General features: G+C 37.7%; 16 protein-coding genes and 2 tRNA genes. 7 read left to right on the forward strand and 11 right to left on the reverse strand.

Annotated elements, in window-relative coordinates:
* Positions 1-315 precede the first annotated feature (315 nt).
* Together VL121_RS03120 and VL121_RS03125 are read right to left on the reverse strand one after the other, a co-directional pair.
* Positions 316-1,179, reverse strand: a complete 864-nt coding sequence (locus VL121_RS03120; RefSeq protein ID WP_325402056.1) for a toll/interleukin-1 receptor domain-containing protein — start codon at positions 1,177-1,179, stop codon at positions 316-318.
* A gap of 729 nt (positions 1,180-1,908) precedes the next feature.
* The gene (locus VL121_RS03125) at positions 1,909-2,052 is read right to left on the reverse strand and encodes a hypothetical protein (RefSeq protein ID WP_325402058.1); all 144 of its coding nucleotides are present in this window, start codon (positions 2,050-2,052) and stop codon (positions 1,909-1,911) included.
* A 453-nt stretch (positions 2,053-2,505) separates the two neighbouring features.
* Here VL121_RS03125 and VL121_RS03130 point away from each other — a divergent pair, with 453 nt between their 5' ends.
* From VL121_RS03130 to VL121_RS03155, 6 genes are all read left to right on the forward strand, one after another.
* The gene (locus VL121_RS03130) at positions 2,506-3,177 is read left to right on the forward strand and encodes a hypothetical protein (RefSeq protein ID WP_325402060.1); all 672 of its coding nucleotides are present in this window, start codon (positions 2,506-2,508) and stop codon (positions 3,175-3,177) included.
* A 109-nt stretch (positions 3,178-3,286) separates the two neighbouring features.
* Positions 3,287-3,607, forward strand: a complete 321-nt coding sequence (locus VL121_RS03135; protein ID WP_325402062.1) for a hypothetical protein — start codon at positions 3,287-3,289, stop codon at positions 3,605-3,607.
* Positions 3,608-3,623: 16 nt separating this feature from the next.
* Positions 3,624-4,472: a hypothetical protein gene (locus VL121_RS03140; RefSeq protein ID WP_325402064.1), complete on the forward strand. Its 849-nt coding sequence runs from the start codon at positions 3,624-3,626 to the stop codon at positions 4,470-4,472.
* Positions 4,473-4,503: 31 nt separating this feature from the next.
* Complete coding sequence (locus VL121_RS03145) at positions 4,504-5,466, forward strand: hypothetical protein (protein WP_325402066.1); 963 nt, start codon at positions 4,504-4,506, stop codon at positions 5,464-5,466.
* Positions 5,467-5,658: 192 nt separating this feature from the next.
* A complete protein-coding gene (locus tag VL121_RS03150) occupies positions 5,659-7,368 on the forward strand; it encodes a hypothetical protein (RefSeq protein ID WP_325402067.1) in 1,710 nt (569 codons plus the stop codon).
* 280 nt (positions 7,369-7,648) lie between these two features.
* Positions 7,649-11,407: a YecA family protein gene (locus tag VL121_RS03155; protein WP_325402069.1), complete on the forward strand. Its 3,759-nt coding sequence runs from the start codon at positions 7,649-7,651 to the stop codon at positions 11,405-11,407.
* 281 nt (positions 11,408-11,688) lie between these two features.
* Here the strand turns inward: VL121_RS03155 and VL121_RS03160 are convergent, their stop codons facing one another.
* From VL121_RS03160 to VL121_RS03200, 9 genes are all read right to left on the reverse strand, one after another.
* Positions 11,689-12,420, reverse strand: coding sequence for a hypothetical protein (locus VL121_RS03160; protein ID WP_325402071.1), 732 nt, complete (start codon positions 12,418-12,420; stop codon positions 11,689-11,691).
* A gap of 36 nt (positions 12,421-12,456) precedes the next feature.
* The gene (locus VL121_RS03165) at positions 12,457-13,749 is read right to left on the reverse strand and encodes a hypothetical protein (RefSeq protein ID WP_325402073.1); all 1,293 of its coding nucleotides are present in this window, start codon (positions 13,747-13,749) and stop codon (positions 12,457-12,459) included.
* On the reverse strand, positions 13,746-14,681 hold the full coding sequence (locus VL121_RS03170; protein ID WP_325402075.1) for a phage exclusion protein Lit family protein: 936 nt from the start codon (positions 14,679-14,681) through the stop codon (positions 13,746-13,748). The genes VL121_RS03165 and VL121_RS03170 overlap by 4 nt, the downstream gene beginning before the upstream one ends.
* Positions 14,682-15,185: 504 nt before the next feature.
* A complete protein-coding gene (locus VL121_RS03175; RefSeq protein ID WP_325402077.1) occupies positions 15,186-15,749 on the reverse strand; it encodes an ORF6N domain-containing protein in 564 nt (187 codons plus the stop codon).
* A gap of 316 nt (positions 15,750-16,065) precedes the next feature.
* Complete coding sequence (locus VL121_RS03180; protein ID WP_325402079.1) at positions 16,066-17,016, reverse strand: site-specific integrase; 951 nt, start codon at positions 17,014-17,016, stop codon at positions 16,066-16,068.
* 438 nt (positions 17,017-17,454) lie between these two features.
* Positions 17,455-17,540 (reverse strand) — tRNA-Leu (locus VL121_RS03185).
* A gap of 52 nt (positions 17,541-17,592) precedes the next feature.
* Positions 17,593-17,665: transfer RNA gene (locus tag VL121_RS03190), tRNA-Gly, on the reverse strand.
* A gap of 75 nt (positions 17,666-17,740) precedes the next feature.
* Entirely contained in the window at positions 17,741-17,944 is a 204-nt protein-coding gene (locus tag VL121_RS03195) for a hypothetical protein (protein ID WP_325402081.1), read from the reverse strand.
* A 44-nt stretch (positions 17,945-17,988) separates the two neighbouring features.
* Positions 17,989-19,020, reverse strand: a complete 1,032-nt coding sequence (locus VL121_RS03200) for a glycosyltransferase family 2 protein (protein WP_325402083.1) — start codon at positions 19,018-19,020, stop codon at positions 17,989-17,991.
* Positions 19,021-19,081: 61 nt separating this feature from the next.
* On the opposite strand from VL121_RS03200, the gene VL121_RS03205 reads away from it, so the two are divergent.
* Positions 19,082-20,239, forward strand: a complete 1,158-nt coding sequence (locus tag VL121_RS03205) for a sensor histidine kinase (protein ID WP_325402085.1) — start codon at positions 19,082-19,084, stop codon at positions 20,237-20,239.
* The last annotated feature ends 30 nt before the right edge of the window (positions 20,240-20,269 follow it).

Raw genomic sequence — 20,269 nt, forward strand, 5'->3', positions numbered from 1 at the left:
CACGAAGTTTGACAAAATTTTAATAGAACTTTCGGAAAATAAAAAAAACTTGGAAGATACTATTAAAGCTTGTGAAGAAAAGATTCAGTACATGCAGCACAATTCAGATTCAGCATCACTTATCCTAAGTCACATGCCTTACGATCAAATGACATTGGACACCATTGTCCTTTAGAAAAGTCCAAACAACTATTGAAAGGGCCTATGCTATCTTAAACAAATAAGTGTGAGAAGTTGCAAGAAACGCGTCTATACATAGAAAAGCTAATCAAGTCAACTGCAACAACAACATATGAGTGTATGTATTAGACTCACTTATTGATCTTCGGCATTCTCTATATTCATGCTTTTATCTAACTGAGAAATAGTCACTTTAAACACTCCCTTTTCAGGCAAACTGAAAAGTTCTCTAATCTCTTTAGTAACGCTTAATGTACTACTCGGACTAAATCTTGCAAAGTTTCCTATTTTTGATTTGCCATGATTATTTATGAATTTAATTTCGTCGCCAAATCTTATACCTGGAAAAAACTCTCCTAACTGAATAGGAAGGACTATTGGGATAAAAGTTTCTATGGGCCTATGATAGGAGCTTTTTACATTCTCGGAAATTTGGTTAGCCAAAAAATTAGAAATGCTTTTGAAGCCAGAAACCCTGAAAACAAATGAAAATTTTTCATCTTTTTTCTCGGTTATAGCGTTTTTGCCTAATATTGCGTTTTTGTCATCCTCTGTTAAAACAAAATCATCTTTTCTCAAATTTCTTATCAGCTTGTCTAAACTCTTGTAATAAGTGTCTCCATAGAGCTCAAAATTTCCGTTTCTTAGATAAACAGTTTCTTTGGTTAAGTCGATATTTAATAAACTTTCAATTTCCTTTGGGATTTCACATTTTCTATAATGAATAGGAATGATTTTTTTTAGAGTTTCTTCCTCAAGGAATTTCAAAGCATTTTCTAATTCATAAATTACCCAGTCCGATTTTACCGAGTTGGGCGATAGGACAATTAAAAAATGAGACGAATTAAATAATTCAGTCGAAAGCTTATCCACTAAACTGTCACCAAAATTTAGTTCGTCTTCATCAAACCAAGTGTTAATGTAGTTTAGTTCCAAGTCGTGCTTTAATTTTCTAACGAACGGCTTATCAATACTACTATGGGAAATAAATAATTTCATTTTGTGCTTTCGTTTTCTTAACACTATCAGCAGTTATATTTACGCTAATATACGCTATTGAAATAGTAACTGCTATATCAAACAGTCATGCTACGGAGAATCAGCAGCAGGTCGTCTCTACAGATATAGCCAAAATACTCGTTGCCTACAGATACAAGGGACCTCAATACCGAGAAGTCAAAACTACTCGCCCTGCGCAATAATTTGGACGGGATCTTGAACAGGCTTCGAAGCTCGCTATGTTTAGATGTTCGGCCGGGAAAGATTGATGAAAATTTTCCAAAGCTACTAAGCAATATCAAGAACAGGTAAAACAGCTTGAGGTCACAATGAACCTGTCTGCTACCTTTTGCAATTATGTAGTCTTATAAATATACCAGCCTTTTGCGATTTCGCACAGCACTGTCTTTTCTGAATATTTTCCCGGCCAGTTCCAATGGTTCTATATTCTGTTCGTAAACATTAGATACCGACAGGGTTAGAATTGCAAATAGCGTTCTTATTATGGTATTCATAAATGCATGATGGTTCAAAAATAATGAAAAGGGGAAACGGTAAAAAGTTTAAACGTAGGTCTTTATCAAATGGCATGGTCGTGTGGCACAAGAGAACTGGCAAAGAAATATAATATGGAAGAGTACTCTTTAAAAATCAAATAAAAAAATCAATGATGCATTCACAAAGTTGCTGCAGGCAATTAAAAATGCCGGAACATCTTTATAATGAAAATCACTTAGCATATTTGATCAGGAGGAAAATCAATGTCACTATCACTATGGTATAAACCGTGGGATTTTTACATTCGAGTAAAAACAATTTCCCAAAGCTTATTTTTATTTTTTCTTTTTTCCTGTCTCTTTCTTTGTAGTTCATGATGGTTTTTTTTACAAAGTTGGCCGTCTCAAAAGCATTTAAAAAGGATAACTGTAAAAAGCGACCTCTGAAACCCTGTCCCATAAATGATTTCAAAAAATATTTACCCGAACTGTCCCATCGGTAGGGCTATAACAACAACTGAGATATCTTTTGTTTTTGATGACATATTCTGTCGTATCAGACCTCTATCAATACAAACAGCGGAATAGACTTTGTAGCATTGGGAGAATTGACCTTCAGCTTCCGTTACTTAGACTTACCAATCATCATAGCTGAATTCTCCGCATCGGCGCCTTCCCCGCTTACCTGGACACCGCGGTTCTCCGCAAATGGCGCCACCATCGCCCGAATAGCCGATCGAAGTTTAAATCAGAACGGGATAAAAAACCTGGGATCTTTGTGAAAGTGTTCAAAAAAGTTAAATTAGAGCTATATACATAATAATTAAAATTGCCAGTACCAGACAATACATACTTTGGAGAAAAACCGGAAGGCGGTGGGATTCACTACAAAGAAGTTCGGGAAATCAGGGACGAACAGAGAAGTCTATTAGTTTTAAAGTCAAGAGTTGACACCTTGCTCATTCGGCAAGTAAATGAACTTTCTATAAAAAACGAGGACGGTGGTTATAAAATTTGGAGTCCCTTTGCTTTGGCTGTACTTACTTTTCTGGCAATCGAAACAGTGGGGCATATCATTAATGATGTGCAGAAAATAAAAGCTGAGAATGATAATGAACAGTCAAAGCTTATTGTTACGCCCGTTTATCTGCTTATGGATAAAAATCTTTCATACAAGCCCTCAAAAAAAATTTATGAAGGATTTGAAAAACTTCACGGAAGAGAAGACAAAAAATCAATTAAACGATACTCGGACGTAATACACAAGTACCAAAGAAATACTTTTAATCATGGCTATCAGGCCCGGGGAGTCTATTTATCACACAAGCCGATCGAACCTTGGATCATACTAGAATCTGAAGGCTACCTGATCATTAATCCTTATCTTTTCTGGGGATTATTTAAAAACACATACGAAAGTATTTTTGAGCAAATATTGAAAAAGCAAAATGAGGAATGGCGGAGAAACGCATTACAGTATTTGAAACATCTTCTGTCATAGCGTTTGTGGTCACGCTAAAGGCTTGTTCCCCAACTGTCTGAAGATAGTTCGCACCACATTCTTGAGTCTATCGATAGGTTATATTAAATAATTTTAAACAATAACATCAATGGAAAACAATGACATAAAAAGCTTGGTAAACAAAATATTGACTGATGCACTTCACAACCGTCATTCAATAACTATCGTGCCTGTTGTGCAAGATGGACAACCATACTGTATTAAAATTGACAATCGAACTTACCAAACCGGAGCTATTAAAACAGAAGCAGGAGAAATCCTGAACATGACGATACTGTTCTCGGTATTCAGTCCACCTCTTTTAACTGAACAGTTCTTTTGGATTAATGATTTTAGAAGCGAATCGGTGAAATTACAAAGTAACACATACCAAATGGTTTTCTTTATCGATGAGGAATCTATAATTTGATGTCAAATCAGTTACAATGCGTGAACGGACTATACCAAATTTTTCAAATTATGAATTGAGAAATGTTTTTACAGCTTTACCGGAACTTGATCGTTTTATGGCTAGCCCTGAACATGACCTTTTTGTTATCATCCGGGAGAACCGAACCGCTCTTTCAATACTCACAAGTAATTTTCGAGATTTCAAAAAGGTCTTAAAATTTAACGACCATGGAAATATTGAAAGTAAATTATGGGATTCAAACACAGATTTCCGCTTCAGATTGCAAAAACAAATTATCCGGATGATGATGAATTACCTGGCATCTGTCTTTTTCATTATAGATTATTCCAGGAAACAGTCGGAAACTATTTTATCTCTAAACCAGTCAATACATCTCAGTTTCAGGAAAAAATTATCCTCCGAATTTTCAAATGATCCATTACATCGCTTTATCCAGGATCTTAGGAATTATTGTACTCATCGAACGTTCCCAAAGATTGCGTCGAATTCCTCATTCGATCCAAGGTCAAAGCAAGCATTTAAAACAATAATCTATTTACGAAAATCCGAACTATTGCAGAATTTTGATTGGAGTGCGGTCGCAAGACAGTATATTGATACATGCAGCGATAAGATTCTGATTGGCGATGTAATCACCACACATTATCAAAATTTTATGCAATTTCAAAACTGGATATTTCTTCAAATATTGCTGGTAAGTAAAGAGAGAACACAACGTTTGATAATGGCTACATCAACATTGTGTGAAACTTTTGATAAAGCGAAAGCTTCACATGCTTTGCTATTTAAAAAATCATTTGTCCGATATCTAAAATTTTCCTTTGAGAAAGCGGCCCGCTTAGAAAGTATGATCAGTAATTAGGTATTTTATTATTGGAGTAAAAGATCATCCAATGACTGAAAAAGAAAAGGCACAACAACGATTTAAAAAGATAATTATCAGTAAAAACCTTAAAGAGCTGATAAGCCACTTTGATTTCGAAAAAGAGTTAAAAATACAATATGAGGAAGGTCTGGAATCTGCACCGGATACAGATCTTTTTATTGAGGATAGAATAAAAAGTCTGGAAGAGAATGTGCAAGCGAGAAAATCATCGGTATCCTATGACCATAATAAGTTTTACGAACTCGGAGATTATATTCGCATTGGCTATAGCTGGGTTATTAAAGGCATCAGGGGTTCTACAGATGATTTTGAGACCATGACATACAGAAATCTCACGCTGAATTCGGAAGTTCCACCGGATCGTAGACATGGAATTTATTACATCCTCCTGGCGGAACTGGCACGTGGTGCAAGTATCGCTTTTCATATAAGCTTCTTAAGAAAAGAACTAAAAAAAATGCTGCGAACAAGCGAATCCAATATGCGAATTAATCATCTGTTGCCGACATTTCAAATCTACGAAAATGACAGGCTCTGGCTTCAAACGGTTCTGGAATCTTCCGGCGATAGCGCTAAACAACTTTCAGAACGCTTTGGGAAGGTCATGCAGGACCGTCAAAGCCTCACCTTCAACAGCAGTGATACATCGCTGAATAAGTCCAGACAATTGGACTATGCTATCCCGCAATCAACAATAGCTTCTTTGTCAGCGGGAGAAGTTGTGGGAGTAGTGGCAGACAATCCCGATCAGCCCATTCCGCATAAGATGATTCATGCACAGGTGCAGCATGATCTTAAGGCATTAGAAAAGGAGGAAGCAAAGTACAGGCCATTGCCTGAAAAGCAGGTGGAGGAAAAGGTTATCCGGGAGATTTTTCTGCGCATCAAAAGGGAAGCAAAAGCGATTGTGGAGGATGAAATGGACAGAATAGTGAATACGCCGGGGATTAATAAATTAGTAAAAAAGTGAACCAACAACGAATAACTTTATTGCCTGTTTTTAACAAATTAAAAGATGACTTTCAATTGTTTAGTCGTAATTCATTCCTAAAATACGATCCAACCCACCCTACAAATTTGAAATATCCTTCTTTGTTTCAATTAAAAATAAAATATTGCATGAGGATATAACGATAAAATATTAAAATTAAACCATTGCCATATGAAAAAGCTGTTAGGCTTTAACGATTTCTTTCGCGATGGCAATCCATCGACTATGGAGATGTATGCAAATCAAGTTGGCAAAAAAGATATTCGGAGTCTTTCTTGCCTAATGTTATCTTACTGTAAACCACGCTTTCAAATACCGACGTTGCAACTACTACAAAAATGGTTTACCTATAAGGATAAAGATTGGACTGGTAGTGTAGGTTATTCTTTTGTAGAATCTGAATGGCGAAGGATAGTTAATACAAACGAACATAACAGATTTACGATTCTTTGTGAAGAATCTCTATTGATGATGTACACATGGACTGTAGGAAATGATGAAATAGTAGAAGATAATCAAGATGGAACGGGGTCATTCATGATCCCTCTTTTTAAATTACTTTTATTATTTAATGACGACGTTTTAAGAAATTTTAAGAGGGCAGATGATTCTGCTAAACGGCATAACACTTTAATTAATTATCGTAAAATTTTAGCTCAAAGATTTCCTCAATGCGATTTAGTAAATATAGACTTCGGTAAAATAGTAGTAACTCAGCTACATAAATCAATGAAGTTTCTGGCTTTTTTAGAGGCAGATGAAAAATACAGGAAATTATTGAAAAGGCTTCTTCAGGATTTTAATTGCGAATCAAGTCAGGTTTTTTTCAAAGCTTTAGGCGGCGCAGTTTTACTACCACTAAAAGGCGACTCTCCAAACATAAATAGTCTTATAATAGATGACTCTGAGGATTCGAAACGGTCCAAGTTTTTCCTCGAAAAGCTAGCTTTTGAAGTGTCCAACGCGCCCGATTCTATCGATTATAAATTTTTGCGAGATTGTCCTTTGGAACTCTTGCCTAATTCATACAGAGTTGTGTTCGATCTTTTCCTTATTAAAAAACTCTATAATGGTCTTGTATTCAAATTGTCTACCTACCATACTGAGGACCCAACACTTTTTCAATACAATTTTCTTAGTTCAGTGAAAAGCGAATTTTCCGAGGAAGTACTACTTTATGATACGATGGAAAAAATCTTCTCTTATGCTTCATGTGTTAGTTTGGATGGGAAGTCCTTCAAAAAAGCCGGATTAGAAAGAGAGCCCGATTTCTATGTACGCATGAATAATTCTATTATGATTTTTGAATCAAAGGATTTCTTTATGAAAGCAAGTGAGAAATTGTCTTATGATTTTGATATTATTATGGAAGGACTTAAAGAAAAAAATCGTTTAGGTAAAGCAGTTATGCAGTGCGCCGTCAACATTAAACGAATACTACTAAAAGAAATGGTCATTGATGAAGACTATAATCCTACTCTAATGGAAATTTTTCCGGTAATTGTTGTTCACGATTCTTTATACAACGCTGATAGCCTCAATTTTTGGGTAAATGAAATGTTTAATATTGAACTGAACAAGCAAAAAGGCAGTAGTAAGCTGGATTTTTCTAAGGTGATGGCGGTTACGTTGTTGGACATTGATACATTGATCTTATATCAAGCCAAGTTTGAAAGAAGAGAGTTAGACCTTTTTGATTGTGTAAGTTTTTATCAAAAAACTGTTGAGTTTAATTCAAGCAAAGGAGATCAAATTGATTCTAACACTATAATGTCTTTTTCAGAATTTATGCGCGAAGGAGTTGGTAATCCAAATGTCACCACTGATTTTGACAATAATATATTTGATTTATATCGAAAAGGAGGGTATGAGACTATGTGAATTGAAAGGCAATTCGATTTTCAACTAAATAAATGATCAAGTGAAACTTAGGTACGATGTCGGAGGCGAAGGCGCCAATTTAATCTGATGAGAATCTATTTCTATGAAGAGCGTGATGAAATGCACGTATTTTAATCCAAGGTAACGAAAACGTTATAAGTAAGATAATCTTTTAAGAGGCCAATTCCGTACTCCTAATGATTTGGAACAAACAAAATTAAAAGAACAGATATTTTTGAGTTTAACTGCCGAATTTAGTTGACCCGAATTTCAGAACGATATGAGTAAAATTGGTAGAAATAGCCCTTGCCCATGCGGCAGCGGGAAAAAATATAAACACTGCTGCCTCAAAAATGAAGTACCAACGGAAATATCCGATGCTACATTCGAGCAAATGTTTAATTGGCCTGAACAGAGAAGCTTCAGGATTTCCGATCAAGCCTTTCTTAGTTATATAAAAAAATATGAGTCGGGACACATTTTAGATATGCTAATCGAGCTTCAACTGATGCCGGAAAATCACGGCAAGAACTTGCGAATCGAGCAGATGGCAAAGCACGTAATTAAGAATCTTAGATCGGGGGAAAAGAAAGAACCGGAACTTCTAGCTAATATTATCAAAAATGGATTTCCCAAATCACACTTGGAAGATCCTCCGGAAGGGTTATTTACTGAGAATATAATATTCCATGGCGGCAATTATACCGTAATGCCGGGAATTTCTACAAAAAGCGTTGACATATTTGCTACCATGAGCAAGGCTGTTTTTTTAAGTAAAACGGACTTGAGTGAAGAGTTTAAAGAACAATTGCGACAGGGAATCACTATTATGCTTGAACTGGGCAAACTTATCTTTGATGCGTGTAAACTGAAAGCTAATGATTTCGTTGAAAGCACATCTGATAATTTATACTTGCCTCAAGTATTCTATAGAAACGGGCTTGACAGGGCGATGGTACAGGAGGTATGTAGGCGGAATGGAATAAATGAAGAAATCTTGAAGTCATTTATTGTTGATGTCAATGATCTGGGATTTGAAAGTGATGATTATGAAGATAACCCTCTTTTGTTCCGGCCATTGGTTCTCTTTGAAAACAAGTATTACTTCGCTTTAATTTCTTCACAAATGTTGGCGATCAATGAGTACATCGTTGAATCTGCGCTAAAGTACAACAAAGAGCTTGAGGTTTTAATAGCATATCATCAGGTTTTGTTTAATGACGTGCTGATGAGCTGCAGGAAGTTGGGATGGTCACCCAAAAATATTGGCATAGTGAGAAACCCGAAAAACCTCCCTATAAAACAAGAAGTTCTTCAATTTGATGACTATTATCTTTGTTACCTTGTTTATATATATCCACAAACATTTGGACCAAGAGTTGATCCTGCGCCCGATTCAATGGCTTATCCTGAATACCTTGAAACTTCTATAAAGGAACTACATAAAAGAGAGGATCTTAGAGGATTCAATTTCCTTGTATTATACGTCACTGGCGAGATTGGGCGGGATGCCTATTATTCCTTCCCTAGGCCGCAATTTACAGAGCAAGTAATTTATTTTTCGGCATATGAATTTATCCACCTTGCAAACGCCGAACAGTGGAAGCCCCTTGATCTTTTTAATTATGCAAAAGCTTACGGACGATTTGCCGCGAATACCAAAATACTTGACACAGCATCCATCGATACATACGCTATATTCAAATTAAAGGGCGAAAGTTTTTACTTAAATGACAGCACTCAATTCAGTATGTTAAGTGTAGTTCCCGGTTCCGGTGCCGATCTGTATCGCTCTGCAAAGCAAAAGAGGAATGTACACGGAGCAATTACCCTTCATAATTCAGAATCGGCTTATGAGTCGGTCGAACGTTTTAGAGACTATGAGAGTGTATACTTACCTATTCACTCGTTTGATCGGACTAGGTTCTTAGTCGAATGTTCTCCTACACCTATATGGCTGATTGGTGCCAATGAACAATTAGAGAACAGTCAATTTTTTGAGATGACATTAGAGACAGTGGCTGCATGGCTTGAAAAATTAAGCAGAAGACTATATACCCACTTCGAAACAGCAGGCCTTGAGAGTTTAGAAATACAAATCTCTATTGATCCATTTTTATTTGGTCAGCATTTGTATCAAGATCTCTATGATCCTAATCTTTCGGGCGAATTTGAATTTGTCTACAAAGGCAGAATAATCGAATTTTTCATTCCACCGGGCATTTTCCGGCATTTAACGGGATCCAACAATAGAGGCGAAAGAATGATTATGTTCTCAATAATGGAGGCCTGTATGGCAATACCTGACTTTAATTTGTCCCATGCTGAAGCACAAGTCTTGCTGGATGAAATCGTTCCTCTTGGGCCTGGGAAAATGATAATGATACTGGATACAAGTCGTGATTTCCGACTGGACAATCGATGGCTTAAAAGACCTCATCTAATTTCGGAGGCTGTTATTAACATGGTTCAAGATGATCTTGTAAGGATCGTAAACTACCCGTCTGTGCTACCTGCCAGCATAAAATTGTCTTCTGAGAAAGTTAAATTTTGCAATTACGTTGTGTCTGCTTTGATAAAATTTATTAGGCAAAAAGCTGACCAGTTTGATCAACGAATACTGATCGCAAAATTGCTTGAACTAAATGAGAGTCTTATTCATAGGCGCGAAATTAGCAAAATAAAACTCCCAGCTCAGTTGCACTGTAACAACGACAAGGAAGTAGTGATAAAAAAAATATTGAAAAATGAAAATTCACTGGTTATTACTTCATTGGCCTGTAAATCTCTTATTGAACTATTTGTAGCATGTCCTACTAAAGGGACTCATGCCTTAGGATATGTTGATATGGATTATTTGCTTGCAGTAATGAATGAGGTGCTTGCATTTGGAATGGTAAGCGATTGCATTCATTTTAAGTTGGACGATCCAATAATCGGCTTGCTTCCGTCGGGACGGATACAGATAGGAAAATCTTTTTTTGATACTGTTTTAAAGCCATTCTCTGAAGCTAAATCTAGTGCAGACATTGACTATTATATAGAGACATTTGACGAAGTTTTAGATAAACTGAATATACCTGATGTGAGCGAAATAAATGAATATTGGGAACCTGTGAATAAAGCTTTTAAGGCTGATTTCGGCTTTGATTATACAGCTACTATTCAGGTGTGTGGTTTACTTATTAAGTATGCAATTGAAAATAATGCATCCGTTTTATTCATTGAAAGGAATATGCTTATAGGAAAAATGAGGGCTGAGGCATTCTTTAAGGAGGAATACTTGAAAGTACTTGAATGGCTTATTTTGGATCAAAGGAATGATTTTCTAAAAGCGCCAGATGGATATAAGAATGAGGACGTGTTTCCGTGGAAATATAACCGGGAGTTCAGTATAAGGCGCAGGCCGCTATTAAAATTAATAGCGGATGAGAAAGATTACTTTATTTACGGAATGCGAAACGTTGAAGATGCAAGTAAAGCAATTCATGGGTTATTGTTGAACGGTAGACTAAAGTATGTAGACACGAATGTGTCAGCCCTTTTGGGCACCTTCAGAGAAGCAAGGGGTAAGGAGTTTAGAGACGAAGTCGTTAAATGGTTAAAGGAACATACCAACTTTAAAGTATGGGATTACGAAGTAAAAATGAAGCCAAACGGACACTTAAAGTGTGAGACGGATCTGGGGGACATTGATGTGCTGGCTTTTGATGAGTCCGATCAAAAGGCCTATAGTGTAGAATGCAAGAGAACTCATCAGGCAAGGAACATGCATGAAATGAAGGTCGAGCTAGACGCATATTTGGGAAGAGAGGGTCAAAAAGGAAAAATTCAGCGCCATCTTGATAGGCACAATTGGATTATGGCCAATAAAAAAGTTTTAGGTGATTTCATCGGTACAGGGAGCGGGATAAAGGTATCGTCACTGATCTTGACTTCGGAAGTTTTACCGATAAAATTTATTGCCGGAGACAAGTTGCCACTGCCATTTGTTTTTTGGCCAGAACTTAAAAGAGCCGGTATCCCAATTTTGCCATGAACAGCAACTACATAAAAACTAGCATGACGGATATCACCCTTAAAAATTGGTTTCTCAAAAAATAAACAGGAAATAGACTGCAAGATATTTCGGCGGTTGATGATTAAATTTTTGATTAAGATTATGACTATAGTACACGCACATTAATATTAATATTAATATTTTATTCAATCTGGCCATGCCTGCCCCTAAGAGAAGGTATTAAAGAAATGATAAAACAGTATAAAAATGAATTACTTACAATTCACTTAACTGACAACATATAAAGACTAATTGTGAGGTTACTGAATATCAGCACTTTGAGATTCGCTAAGTAGCCTTGTCATTTCAGTATCAAATTTTCTAATCGCAGCCGGTGCATTAACTAAAATAAGATGCCAAATAAACTGTAATATTAGAATGCTAACCAGCAGGACTAATACTAATGAGAAAAGGTATGCCCCGAAATAAGGAATAGTATTATAATAAACAAATGTAGCAATGATTGCTTTAATAACTATGTTCAGGACGGATTTGGCACTTTGGGCGTCACGACTTATTTTATCAGCAATTTGTTGCCATTGTCTTTCGGTTTTAGACTTCTTTATAAGAGAGTAAGTCTTAAAAATAAAATCGTTATCTAATTGTATTGGAACGACGGGCAGCTTTTGATTTTCGGAGACTTTAATCAGTGGCTCAAAGTCGGAAGATTTTAGTTTGTAAGTCAGAACTTTATTTAGCCATTTAGCAGAAATAAAATGTGAAGCTAGGTTGAAAAAGGAACCTGATGCAAAGTTTATTGAAAAGTGTGTTAAAAAGAAAAGTACTAAGGGAATAAAGAACTGCCCTGATGAAATAAAATAATAAACTCCTTTATAGTCAGTAATATCAAGAAGGCTGTAATGGAAGTAAACCTTTTGAAAAAATATAGATGTTAGGCTTAGGGTTAAAACGAAATCAATGATTTTAAGAAGAACCGGAGAGACCGGTTTGCCGTTAAGGTACTTCGATATAAATTCCTGCAAATAGTTCACGTGAAATTAGTTTAGAGTGAGGCTGCAAAATATATGTTATTTGCGAAAAGTTATGTTTCTACTCTGTAACCCGAAAGCTACCCATACTGCACCAAAAGGGCAAATAGCTTTTTCTTTCGCTTTAAGCCAAGGGGCTGTCTTGCACTGATCATCTGTAGGCATTTTAGGTTCCGAATAAAAGCAATGATCGTATAAAGCGCAATCTTTTTTTCCGAACAAAAATAAATCGTGAAGCTGTTTAAATGCGGATAAAAATACCGTGTGTATACTATCTTGTTTACCACGCATTACGGGAGGTGCCGCAAACCAACGATTACCAATAGAATTTAATACCTCAGGAACACCAAGCAATTTATAAACCTCATAAAACTTACCTTCGAATGGCCTACTATTTCTGTATAATTCAAGCATAAATTGAGGCTCTGATCGCCTTAATTTATTGCCTGCTTCTAATACCTGTGTCAACCATTCTCTTTCATTATTAAAGATTTCATGTCCGAAAATTTGGCTCAACTGATGAAGCAGCCCCTCTTTTGAACTACTATTACACCATTTACTACTAATATAATGTAATCCAAATTTGTAAATCTCTTCGGTAGTAATGTTGGTAGTTTCCCATGAATCAATTTCCAATATCAGTTCAAGAAATGTCTGACCAGGGGACGGCGTGCAAATTGAAAGGTCACACAGGGCAAAAATAAATTCTTCTTTATCCCGGAGTTTTTCAGAAAGAAAGTTTGCGAAAATGATTGCAGCCTTATAGGGAAGATCAGGATGTTCATTTTCGCCAAAATATTTCCTTTGAATAAGGTGGGTCATAGATTCGACAATTGCGATTCCACCAAACCAATATGTAGCGGGCTTTCCTTCATCATTTAGAAGATTTAATTGAATGAATTTTATTCCTGAGTTTGCTTCTACTCTAAATTTGTCGTGTGCAGGTGTAACCTTATAGCTTTTTATTCTTAAAGGATCGCTGATCTGTTGATTATTCGAAGTTGCCGGACCTATATCGCCGGATTGGGCGAAATAGTAATTTAGATTGGAATTACTTTGTTCAAATTGTTCGTTGTCCACTGGGGGCAATTCAATGTCTCCGGTAGATTTCTGATAATGAGCGATTATTTGCCTGATTCGATCGTATGCATTCCAACCGGAGCTGTACCCAAATTCAGAAGTTACATCCTGCAGAAAGTGAAAGTACTCATGAAAAAATACAGATTGAACTTGAACAGGCAATTTATCTAGTGGCGCAATGTTATAAGATGTTGCCAGTTTAATTTTATAGTATGAAGGTGAGTAAAAACCACGTTGCGTATGGAAATTCATAAAGTCTTTTTTTCATTTTGAAGCTGTTCATAGATGTGGAAATACAACTCCTTGTTTGAGGTTGCCGTTTCGGGTTCTTCAAAATTTTTATTAAACGCCATATCCCAAAGCCTATAGCCAATATATGCAAACGCCCAAATTGGGCTATTGGGTTCGGGATCAAGATAAAGTAATACTTCATGTAATCTATTATCCGTGTCAGGATGCGTTCCATTGCTGGATACGGTGTACTTACTGAAGAAAAAATAGCTAAAAACGGCGCAAATAATACCTAATGACGTGCCTTGTAACGTGGTTGAAGTACATCCCAATAACATTAATTGTAAAGCTCTTTCGTCGGCTTCGATTTCTGCATTGATATTAAAGTCTGGGTCGTCGAAATCGTGCTTCGTATTATGCTCGCATTCTATGTGTGCGAATTCATGGCAGAGTATGTAATTAATTGCGGCAAAGAATAGTTTGTTGACGATTTCTATCGTCATTTTTTCTTCATCGCCATATAGCTCTGGATTGGGGAATTTTTCTTTATTCCACTCGGAATATTCATGAATTAGAGATTTAGCGTAGCGAAATAAATTCAGAATTTCGTTAATACTTTCATCTGCGGCGTCATCGGTTTTGCCATTTTTTACGTTAAAAGTTTCAGTATGCAGGGCATAGAGGCAGTAGCAAATACACCAAGTGTACGATAGAAAACTTTCGTGGATATGTATTGCAGAAAATTGTACATAAGGACTTTCTGCTCTCTTGTTTCCATAATGGTATATTAATCCAGGATAAAGATTTTTATTTTCTATTGCATCGCGAGTAAGTTCTATGAATCCAGGGCAGGTATTTTCGAGTTTAAGTGGCAAGAGATCTTGAAGCACTCGGATTGGCTGTAATCCAATATGTGAGGGATTGCTCTTGTCAATGACTTTTATAGCAGGCATTCGCAGTAGGTTTAGTGAAGATAAAAGAGTAAAATAATCAATATTTGCTAGAAAATCGGTGGTAGGACAAGAGTATGCTATTTCAATCCAACTTGTTTTATTTACTTAATTCCATTAATTTACATGTAAGTTCTTTCATCAAAATTCATGTTTGAGTTATTCCGTGAGTAGAATGAAATTGGATTAGCAAATAGATTGATTTTCAATAAGATAATAGGTCGGTTCGAATCCTCCTCCCGAAAAGAACTACAATTTCTTTTTTCAAACCTTTTAATCTAGAGTGATTCAACTTTATCCTGTTTTTTAGTTTCTTCTATACGTTCTAGCGCCGATAGTATATTTTTGACAAAACATATCTATCCAAATTGTTTAAGATTTGCCTCAACGGAAGCATATAGAACCTCGATCTTTATAACCTTCAAATAAAACCACCTTCTGTTCAAGGTCACAAAATGTGACCTTAAAGCAACCATTTTCCCGGGGATTTAATTTTGAACGCCTTTGTTACTTCCCAAACCCAATTCTATCTCTGTCCTCCCATTTCCTTGCAGCAGCTTTCTCATCCAGCAAATTTTCCAGCGCATCGTAGATTTGAGAAAGTTGCGCATCATGTCCACCGATCCGGTCTTTTAATTCCCGAATTTGCTCTTTCCAATCCGTATGAATTATATTAAAACGTCTCATTTCGATAAAGGCACGAATAATGGCGATATTCATCTGAACAGCTTTGTCGCTGTTTAAAATACCGCTTAGCATTGCTACGCCATGTTCGGTAAAGGCGTATGGTAAATATTTAAGATTGTGTCCCCTGCCTGTGTTCAAGGTCGCAAATTGCGACCTTGAAGATTCGCTCTTTTCCGCTGCTTCGCGCTGATACTTTATACTCTCCCACTCAGCTTTGGTCAACTGGAACATAAAATCAGGCGGGAATCTCTTAATATTTCTTTTCATGGCCTCCGTTAATCTTTTTGTTGCGGTTTCGTATAGAAGGGCTAAGTCACGATCCAGCATTACCCTCTCTCCCCTGATTTCATAAATACGATTTTGAATACTTTGAATGATTTGCATGATTATAGTTTTAAGTGATGATTAAATATCGAATCGGGCAAAATCCACAGACTTCGTTCCTTCTATTACTTCTCGAAGACCTACCTTATAATAATTTTCAGTTGTTGTTTCTTTTTCATGTCCCATCATTTTAGAGAGCACAGGGCGTTCCGCCCCGAAGCGTATCCACATCTGGGCATTGGTATGGCGGCCGATTTTATTAGAAAGCGGACGTACTATTTTTGCTCGTTGGGCCAGCAGTTTCAGATTCCTGTTATACACCTGAATCTCTACAAAAAGGCTTTTTCTGAACAGGAATTCGTTTTCAGGATTTTTATCAGAATACTATTTCCAGTATAGTAGTGGCATATGGAAATTTATACAACGGTATAGTAGTAGGTTTACCATTCTTATCTCTTTCACCGATGATATAATATCCGTACTCAATATCCCGGAATAATTGGGTTTTCCTTAGTATCTGCAGGTCGTTGTAATAAAAGCCCGTGTATACCTGGAATAAAAACAGGTTCCGGTCCCGTTCAAGACTTCTTTCTGTTTTATCAAATTCCAGCCGGCGGAGGGCTTGAACTTCTTCTATTTCCAAATGCTGTCCCTCTTTCCTTCTGGGTATGGTTATAGCGATCTCGTCAAAGTATTGTTCCACATCCTGTACATTGAGCAGGTGCTCCTTTTTTGCAGCGTAGGTCAGGACGACTTTGAATTTATCGAAGTAAGACTTAATTGTAGATGCTTCCAGTTTGCCTTTTCGCCCTTTTTGTTCGCTTAGATAATTGCGGATCCTTGCAATCATCGTTTCATCTATATCACCAAAGCGGATTTTAGGTTCAAAATTATTGAGATGCATCAGGAAGGCTTCGTATTTCTCCCAGGTGACGGGGTCGAGGTTTACATTCTCCGGTGGGTAGTCAATGTAATTGCGGAAATAGTCATTTAAAATGGTCTTATCGCCTTTTCTTAAAATTTCGCGCTCAATAGTGTAAAAGGTGATGGGCTTTCCATGGTTATAAAACCGCTTGATCAGCTCCGAAATTTTGGTTTTTATTTCAGAGATGCGGTTATTGATCTCAAAGGAGAAAGGGTGGGTATTTTTAACCCAGCACCCATCTTTCCCTGTCCACTGTTCCAGCCTTACTTTCTGAGGTATTTTTACAGGGTAATACCGGCTGGGCTGCGGATGCAGGTAGATGCGCAGGTGAATGGAATACATTCCTGTAACATTTACGGCATTACGCCAGTTAATGACGGGTGTTACGACCGGTATGTTCATACGCCTTCCCGATTAAAAATGTGCCGAAAAACCGTAAAAGAAACCGTAAAAGTGTTGGTGGGAATTACGAAGAATTAAAAACTTCAGGAAAATTCAAAACCCACATCAAACTTGCGTATGGCGTGGGTTTTACTCGTTTTAACGATTTTTGAGTCGTTTTAAAACTCCCGTTTAGCTCCCCCTTCAGGACTTGAACCTGAGACTCTAATTAACAGCCCGTTCCTTTTTATCGAATGAGAAGGCAGGTTGGTTTAATGAGAGGAATACTAAGAAAGTCTTGTTAGGTTATTTGGTAGTAGTCTGTCCTAAATTAATTAATTTTAGTAAATAGAAGTTCTTTAACATCTCGGAAAAAATTTCATGTGCAAATTTTGTGCAAATTCCTTAAAAATACAAAAGGCTCACTTTCGTGAGCCTTTATAACTGATTGATTCAGAGTGCCCCGGAACGGAGTTGAACCGTTACGGCCATTGCTGGCCACAGGATTTTAAGTCCTGCGTGTCTACCAATTCCACCACCAGGGCTTTTGTTCTAAACAAAAAATTCCACCCGCATTGTACGAATGGAATCATTCTGAGCGGAAGACCGGGCTCGAACCGGCCACCCCGACCTTGGCAAGGTCGTGCTCTACCAAATGAGCTACTTCCGCTTATTAAAGAACTGATTAGGGAGTGCAAAATTAAGGATTGCTTTTAAACAGCAAAATTTTTCTGCGTTGTTCTGCTTATTTATACTTAGGAGTATATAAAGTGTTTTCCGGCACCACTACATTAGGCTTGCCTTTATAGCGATGTTGATACAACGCGTAACTGCCGCCAATTAAAAAGGCCATAAGCGCCACCGTTTGCATGTAAAACAAAAACCTGGATGATTTTACCCAGCTCCAGGCAAAATCCTTTTTATTGTTTACCGTAATTTCCTGTTCCATATGTATTGATTTACGCTGCAAAAATAGCGGTTACGCACTAACATTCACCCTTTTCGTTCAATAATTTCTGTAAAATACCGCTTCTTTTTTACAAAATGCTGCCATACTACACTCCCTTTGTATATTCCACGGGGATAAGCAACCCGTTTTACGGGAAAATATTTTTTTTCTTTGGCCGATAGCAGCCATTTATAAAATGCAAAGTGCGCTTTTAATACTATTACCACATACCCTATATCGCCCCTGGATGCCTGCTGCACAGCGCTTATTCCATCTAACACCAGGCGAAATGGAATTTTCCACAGTTTTTCTGCAAATGCGTAATTCCTGAACAGCATAATAAGGCTGTTGCGGTAATTTAAATATACTTTACGCGGATTGCCTTTGGGCAAACTGCCTCCGCCCATATGATATACTACCGAGTACGGACATACGTAAACATGGTAGCCTGCCAGTTGCATGCGCCAGCACAGGTCAATTTCCTCCTGGTGCGCAAAAAACAATTCATCAAACCCGTTTAAGCCGTGATATACTTCCGGCCGTATAAACAAAGCGCAGCCGGAAGCCCAGAACACCGGGGCTGCATCATTATACTGCCCCCTGTCTTTTTCGCATACCTCAAATACCCTGCCCCGGCAAAAAGCATAGCCATAGGCATCTATCCACCCACCTGCACCACCTGCATATTCAAACATCGTTTTATCGTGCCACGAAAGTACTTTAGGCTGACATGCCCCGATGCCCCCATTCCCCTCCATTAGCTCAATTACAGGCTCTATCCATCCGGGCGTTACTTCCACATCGGAATTTAATAATACGTAATAGGAAGCCTCCACCTGCTTTAAAGCCGTATTATAGCCTTTGGCAAAGCCTTCATTCACATTGCTGCGCAGTTGTATTACGCCGGGGTAATGCCGGCTCAGGAAGGCTAAGGAATCATCGGTTGATCCATTATCAGCCACAATAAATTGTACTGCCGGATAAGTAGTAAGCATCAGCGAAGGAAGGAACTGCTCTAAATACTTCCTGCCGTTCCAGTTCAAAATAACCACGGCTACAGTTGGATAATAGGTCAATGTAAAGAATTATTTTTTCAAAAATAAAGGAAGCATTGTTACCGTTTCGCTATTTTTAAATATGTTTTACCGTTTCTTAAACTGGCGTACCGCTTTGTCGGTAATTGCTATTGTTATTGTAACAGGCACCGTCTTTTACTCTCAGTATCTTGCCAATAAAATAGCGGCAGATGAAAGACAGAAAGTAGAAACCTGGGTGGAAGCAGAAAAATTCCTGATCAGCTCACCACCTGATACAGATACGAGGCTGGTTTCTGCCATTATTATCAACAATAACGATATTCCCATTATAGGGGTAAATGAAGCCGGTGGCATAATACATTATATCAATCTCGATTCTGCTAAAGTTAATAGGGATAGCGGTTATCTTCATCAAAAAATACGGCAATTCAAAAGTCAGCATGAACCTATCGTTTACACAGATCCGCTCAACGGCAAAAAAGACCTGTACTACTACGGCAGTTCCGCATTGCTCCAGGAAGTGAAGTACTATCCGCTGGTACAATTGCTGATCGTTGCCTTATTCATCTTTTTTGCGCTATATGCTATAGCCACCCGCAACCGCTCCGTTCAAAACCAGCTATGGGCAGGCATGGCAAAGGAAACCGCCCACCAGTTGGGAACGCCTGTTACTTCACTGCAGGGCTGGGTGGCTATGCTGAAAGAAGATCCTTACAATGAAAAAATGGCCGCGGAACTGGCTAAAGATGTAGACAGGCTGCAATTAGTATCTGACCGGTTCAGCAAAATTGGAAGTACCCCAAAGCTGGAGGAAAAAGACCTGCTGGCACAGGTTGGCAATATGGTAGACTATATCCGCCGCAGATCACCCGAAAAAGTGCAGTTTATTATAAACGCAGGTAACGCGCAAACCATTCCTGTAAAAATTTCCGCATCCCTGTTCGACTGGGTGATTGAAAATCTTTTAAAAAACGCATTGGACGCAATGGGAGGGAAAGGTGTAATTACCATTGATATTACGCAAACCAGTGAGCAGGTGCAGATAGATGTAAACGATACAGGCAGGGGAATTAATTCCGCCAATATAAACAGTGTATTTAAACCTGGATTTACCACAAAAAAACGCGGATGGGGATTGGGATTAACGCTTTCCCGGCGCATCATTCAGCAGTATCATACAGGGCAGTTATTTGTAAAAAGCTCGGAGGCCGGCAAAGGAACCACTTTCAGGATTATTTTACAGAAATCTGCGGGTTAACAAGGGGCAGGGTGAGAGGTGAAAAGTGAG

The sequence above is a fragment of the Agriterribacter sp. genome (assembly GCF_035497235.1).
Taxonomy (GTDB): domain Bacteria; phylum Bacteroidota; class Bacteroidia; order Chitinophagales; family Chitinophagaceae; genus Agriterribacter.